The 4,572-nt window shown below is 37.1% G+C and carries 4 protein-coding genes and 2 pseudogenes; 1 reads left to right on the top strand and 5 read right to left on the bottom strand.

Annotation, left to right across the window (positions count from 1 at the left end; translation table 11 throughout):
• Positions 1-320: 320 nt before the first annotated feature.
• The 4 genes and pseudogenes from JQC92_RS21040 to JQC92_RS21025 all read right to left on the bottom strand — a co-directional run.
• Positions 321-497, bottom strand: a pseudogene (locus JQC92_RS21040) (IS3 family transposase); the annotation flags it as partial.
• A 379-nt stretch (positions 498-876) separates the two neighbouring features.
• A complete protein-coding gene (locus JQC92_RS21035) occupies positions 877-1,860 on the bottom strand; it encodes an LpxL/LpxP family acyltransferase (protein ID WP_239480666.1) in 984 nt (327 codons plus the stop codon).
• Positions 1,861-1,903: 43 nt separating this feature from the next.
• Positions 1,904-2,818, bottom strand: coding sequence for a M14 family metallopeptidase (locus JQC92_RS21030; protein ID WP_205001494.1), 915 nt, complete (start codon positions 2,816-2,818; stop codon positions 1,904-1,906).
• Positions 2,819-2,871: 53 nt separating this feature from the next.
• Positions 2,872-3,375 carry a peroxiredoxin family protein gene (locus JQC92_RS21025; protein WP_205001493.1) on the bottom strand — a complete coding sequence of 168 codons (504 nt, stop codon included), beginning with the start codon at positions 3,373-3,375 and terminating at the stop codon, positions 2,872-2,874.
• A 93-nt stretch (positions 3,376-3,468) separates the two neighbouring features.
• Here JQC92_RS21025 and JQC92_RS21020 point away from each other — a divergent pair, with 93 nt between their 5' ends.
• The gene (locus JQC92_RS21020; RefSeq protein WP_205001492.1) at positions 3,469-4,101 is read left to right on the top strand and encodes a Type 1 glutamine amidotransferase-like domain-containing protein; all 633 of its coding nucleotides are present in this window, start codon (positions 3,469-3,471) and stop codon (positions 4,099-4,101) included.
• A gap of 236 nt (positions 4,102-4,337) precedes the next feature.
• On the opposite strand, the pseudogene JQC92_RS21015 reads toward JQC92_RS21020, so the two are convergent.
• Positions 4,338-4,572 (bottom strand): annotated as a pseudogene (locus JQC92_RS21015) (IS4 family transposase); the annotation flags it as partial.

The raw sequence follows: 4,572 nt of genomic DNA, 5'->3' as shown, positions 1-4,572 counted from the left end.
GGGTTTGATTTTTAATTCATAAATATCGGGGACAACAGCTTGCCTTCTAAGAGGGCAAGCACCAGCCCCCTTACAGGGGGCGAAAGGCAAAGCCACCTTCTAAGAAGGTGGATTCTTTAACTTGAAAAGTCAATACGGGGCTGGTGAATGGTTACGATTTAATCAGCAAAACAAAAGCGATTTTTTACCTGACAAAGCAATATCACGCTTCATTGAGCGAACATTATCAATCATTGAATCTAACCAAAAAAGGATCTTAAACAAACTTGATTAACAGATAAATTAAATCTGACGTGGTCAACTAAATTTAGACACCTCAGTTAAGAGACTTTCTTTAAATCTCTTTCTTGTGCTTCGTTATCATTTGGACTCATATAACCAAGCATAGAGTGCAAACGGTTGCTGTTATAGAACATCGTTATGTAACTCAAAATATCTTGTTGAGCTTCATGCCGAGTTTGATAACTTCTCCACTGAACTTGCTCTTGTTTCAAACTGATCTGGCTTCGAATCTTTGTTCACTCATAAAAGAGAATTGAGCAAAGGTATCTACAGTGCTGATAAGAACGTTGACAAACAAATTGTCATTTAATTTTTTTAAATCATATAATGCCTTATCAAAATAAATAAATATCAAAATGAAAGCTTTAGAGAAATTTTATAGATTATTACTGTTGTTGATTGGTATTACAGGCATTATTGTCTTGTATGCAGGTAATCTATTTCTGTTGATCGATGGAGCTCATATTGATCCTGCCATGCTGTTTTTCCTTCCTTGTCCTATAATCTGCCTATTTTTTGGATTGGCTCCCAAAAATAGAGTTGCATTGATAAAGTATTTTAGTCGCAAGCACACTATTAAAGCTTGATTGTTTTTTAGTCTATGGGTTGAGTGTTCTTATTCTTGCTGTAAAACCCCTTTATACCATTTGGTCGAGTTTTAAATATCCTTAAGAACCACATGTATTGTTCAGGAGAAAGTTTGATTAAGTCTTCAACTGTTTTGTTGAGTGCCGTTGCTTCTTCTTCCTTCGTTATTAATGGCTCAAAATGAAGCGGTGTTTGCAGATTGACGTTAAATTTATTGGTTAATTTGCAATAGGTTAAGTTTATCGGAATCACTGTTGCATCCGTCGCTTTGGCTAATCGAGCTAAGACTGGCAATGTGGCTTTTGGAGTCGAAAAAAATGGGGCAAATACAGAGTGTTTAATCCCAAGATCCTCATCCGGCAAGTATAAAAAGCTCTTTTTATTTTTCAGTTCCACAATAATGCTGCGTAAACCCGCTTCACGTTTATAAATTTTACCGCCATTTCCTGTTCTAATTTTTGCGGCAATCCAATTATAAATTGGATTTTTATGGGGTTTTGCCATTGAAACCATAGGAATCTCAGAATTTAATCTCAAACCTGCAAAATCAATTCCCCAAACATGAGGCAAAACGAAGATAACAGGCTTGCCGTTATCAACACTCTGCTTAATTAAGGTAGAACCTTCAAGAGTCACTTTTGCTGTGAGCTTTTCATTGTTGCAGAGTAATAATTGAGTTTGAGAGAATATTTCTGTTAAAAAGTTAACCGTAGTTTTATGAACTAAATTTTCAACTTGTTCATTTGAGAGCTCTGGAAAACAAGTATTAATGTTGACTCTCGCAATATGAATCGGCTTTTTTACAAAAAGAATTACCAAGTTGGCAAGTACATAAGATAGCTTTCTTCTGCTAGAGCAGGGCAATAAGCCGATTAGAAATAGAATAAATACGCCAATCCAAGTACCAATATATCTTGGATGTAAAAAAGAAAGCTTAAATGTAGGCTTAAAAAATAAATTTCTCTTAGACAACTTCTTCACCGAATCCATGGTTTTAGGAAAAAGCCGATTATCCTAACCGGCTTGTACAGCATTATATCTTACTGATTAAATAATCTAAACCACCAGTGATGGCAGCGACTTGTGCTAAGTTACATTCTTTGGCCGTAACTTTTGGACTGTCTGGATAAACTTCAGTGGTGGTGCAATATTGACGATTGGTAAAACCAGCGCATAAACCTAAAGCTTTAGTTGGATAGTTGATAACCCCATCCTGCTCAACAGGTTTACTTAAAATTTGTCCGTCAGCTTCTGGTGGCGCAATGTGAGTGATTTCTTTAACGGAATCAATTATTGCTTTTTGGAATTCATATTGCGGTAATTCATTGTCACCTACGAGATAAAATCCATCTGGAACTGTACCTGCTGAATAAGATTTACCGTCACGGGAAGCTAAAGCAGGTCTAAATTCATTTTCATCAGAATCAGTCGTTTCATGAAGGTCAATGTGAACAAAAATAGCTGTATCTAATTTATTCACAAAAGCCATAACCTGAGCAGCCTCTTCTGATGGCGAGTTTTCAACAAATGAACGGTTTGGGTCAACGGCGTGCGGGTTCCAACGATTTATGGTTTCGTATCCCCAAGGGCTGATGCAGGGGGTAATGACTAAATTGAAATGTTCAATGTATTTAGAGGCAAACTCTTTAGCAAAGAGTATAGCGCCTTGAACACCGCTGGTTTCATAACCGTGGACGCCACCTGTAATAAGAGCCGTTGGCCTATTACTGTCCCAGATTTTAGATTTTAAAGCGAAAAGAGGGTATTTTTCTGGGTTAATTGGAAGAGAGCCATATTGAATAATGTCAAAGTTATCATTTACATCTTCGAGTTTTGCTAAAACCTCTTTGTTATAACTCCGTTCTATGGATGTAGTGTTATACCACAGTTGCTTTTCATGTGCTTCCCAAGGGGTGTTAGGTGTTCCGACGTGATAAAAATGTGCCATTACTCTGCCTTTTATTTGTTTTTCAGACAGAATAATGGAACTTAGGTTTTCAATCAAAGCTTTGCGAGAGCTCTGGCTGCCAAATGCAGTTTTTTATCCTCGGGGTTGGATGTAGTAGTTTTGCCGAGCAGTCTTCCATTTTTGTCGATAAAGAAGGTTGTTGGTGTACCCTGTACGCCATAGGCTTTAGCAACCTGCTCTCCATTCAATAGGGTTGGGAAGTCTATACCCCTCTGCTTTAATACTAAAGCGGGTTGTGCATTTTTTTCTTCATCAAACGATATCCCGATGACCTGAACTTTGTGAACCCCATTTTTGTCAGTAAATTTATGATAGATTTTATTTAAACCAGGTTGCAGCTTTTTACAGTAAGGGCACCATGTTGCCCAAAACTGAATAATCAACGGCTTACCAGCATAGCTCTTTAACGTATGAGTTTTACCAGAAGCGTCTTTTAGAGAAAAATCTGGTGCAGGTTTAAAGTTATCGGCGGCATAAATGTTTAGGCTGAAGAGAATCAAAGCCAAGCTAGTAAAACTTTTTATGAGATTTTTCATATTACGACTTCTAGTGTTAAATAGGATGAGTTAACTTAGACCGTTAATAACACGATATTTTTTCAATGATCCAGTAAGGAAAATACATAAGATATGCTGACAACTCATTCAAGGAAGGGAAAATTAGTATTATTAAGTCAACATGAAAGTGAAAATAGTCGCTTAGCCATTCAAGAAGCTCTAGGTAAAAAGGCTAAAAACGTCGGTTATCTAGCATCGCAACCTGACTCTAAGCGTACGTATTTTACCGCTACTCAAAGGTTTTATAAGGAGCTAGGCTATAAAATGGAAGCCTATCTTGAGCTAGAAGGTGAATTCAATTCCTGCGCACTGGAAGTGCTATTAGCCCAAGATGCGATACACCTTAGTGGTGGTGACACTTTTCGGTTCCTTGAGTTTGTAAAAGAACGTAATTTAGATAATCAATTGATTGAATTCTATTTAGCCGGTGGAGTGCTAATAGGAGTCAGTGCAGGTGCGATGATATTAACGCCATCTATTGAAACAGCAGAATTTTGTGGCGATATTAATTCTAGAGGTTTACAGGACTTAGCTGGTCTTTGCTTAACTGATTTTTGCCTTGTGCCTCATGTTGAAGACAAGTTTATTTTACTTGAGACGGGCAAGGCTCCAATAAATGCTTATTTGATGGGGGATAATGATGCTTTGGTAATTGAATCTAACCAAAAGTTATTTATTTTTGGTGCTCCAATATTTCAAAAGTAATAATAAACTGAAATTTTTTGACTGTATGAATCCTATTTTTGTTGCTTAATCGCCTTAATTTGGAGTTTAAATCTTATGGTGTTTAAGTGTTTAAGTGTTTAAGTGTTTAAGTGTTTAAGTGTTTAAATTGTTGATTTTTATGTGTTATTTTTGCAATTGTAGTAAAGTTCGTTTTTTCCTCAACTTTCTCACATTCATCAGCGGCTTCGGTTGAAGTCCTGTCTCTTGATCAGATCTTAGTGCATTTCTCCGTCAGCTAGCATTTCTTTCGCCATCCTATATCCAACGACATAAGATTGAAGGGTATCCCAACCTTCCCAAATCGTTTCCCAACTTGCTATACCTGTGCGTTTAGTATCTGTAAAACCACCCAATTTAGCCAGCGATTGATAAGCCCACTTTAGGCTTGGAGTATCTTTGCCATTCCAGCCCCTTGGCTTTTTAATCTTCATTAGCAACTTCCACTCATCT

It is taken from the genome of Parashewanella hymeniacidonis (genome assembly GCF_016900895.1).
Taxonomy (GTDB): Bacteria; Pseudomonadota; Gammaproteobacteria; order Enterobacterales; family Shewanellaceae; genus Parashewanella; species Parashewanella hymeniacidonis.
Note: the sequence above shows the minus strand (reverse complement) of the source record. Positions and strands in the feature narration are given on the sequence as shown.

What these genes read in the sequence shown, in the direction of transcription:
- JQC92_RS21035 (WP_239480666.1), bottom strand. Translation starts at nt 1,860, where the DNA reads ATGGATTCGGTGAAGAAGTTGTCTAAGAGAAATTTATTTTTTAAGCCT.
- JQC92_RS21030 (WP_205001494.1), bottom strand. Translation starts at nt 2,818, where the DNA reads ATGGCACATTTTTATCACGTCGGAACACCTAACACCCCTTGGGAAGCA.
- JQC92_RS21025 (WP_205001493.1), bottom strand. Translation starts at nt 3,375, where the DNA reads ATGAAAAATCTCATAAAAAGTTTTACTAGCTTGGCTTTGATTCTCTTC.
- JQC92_RS21020 (WP_205001492.1), top strand. Translation starts at nt 3,469, where the DNA reads ATGCTGACAACTCATTCAAGGAAGGGAAAATTAGTATTATTAAGTCAA.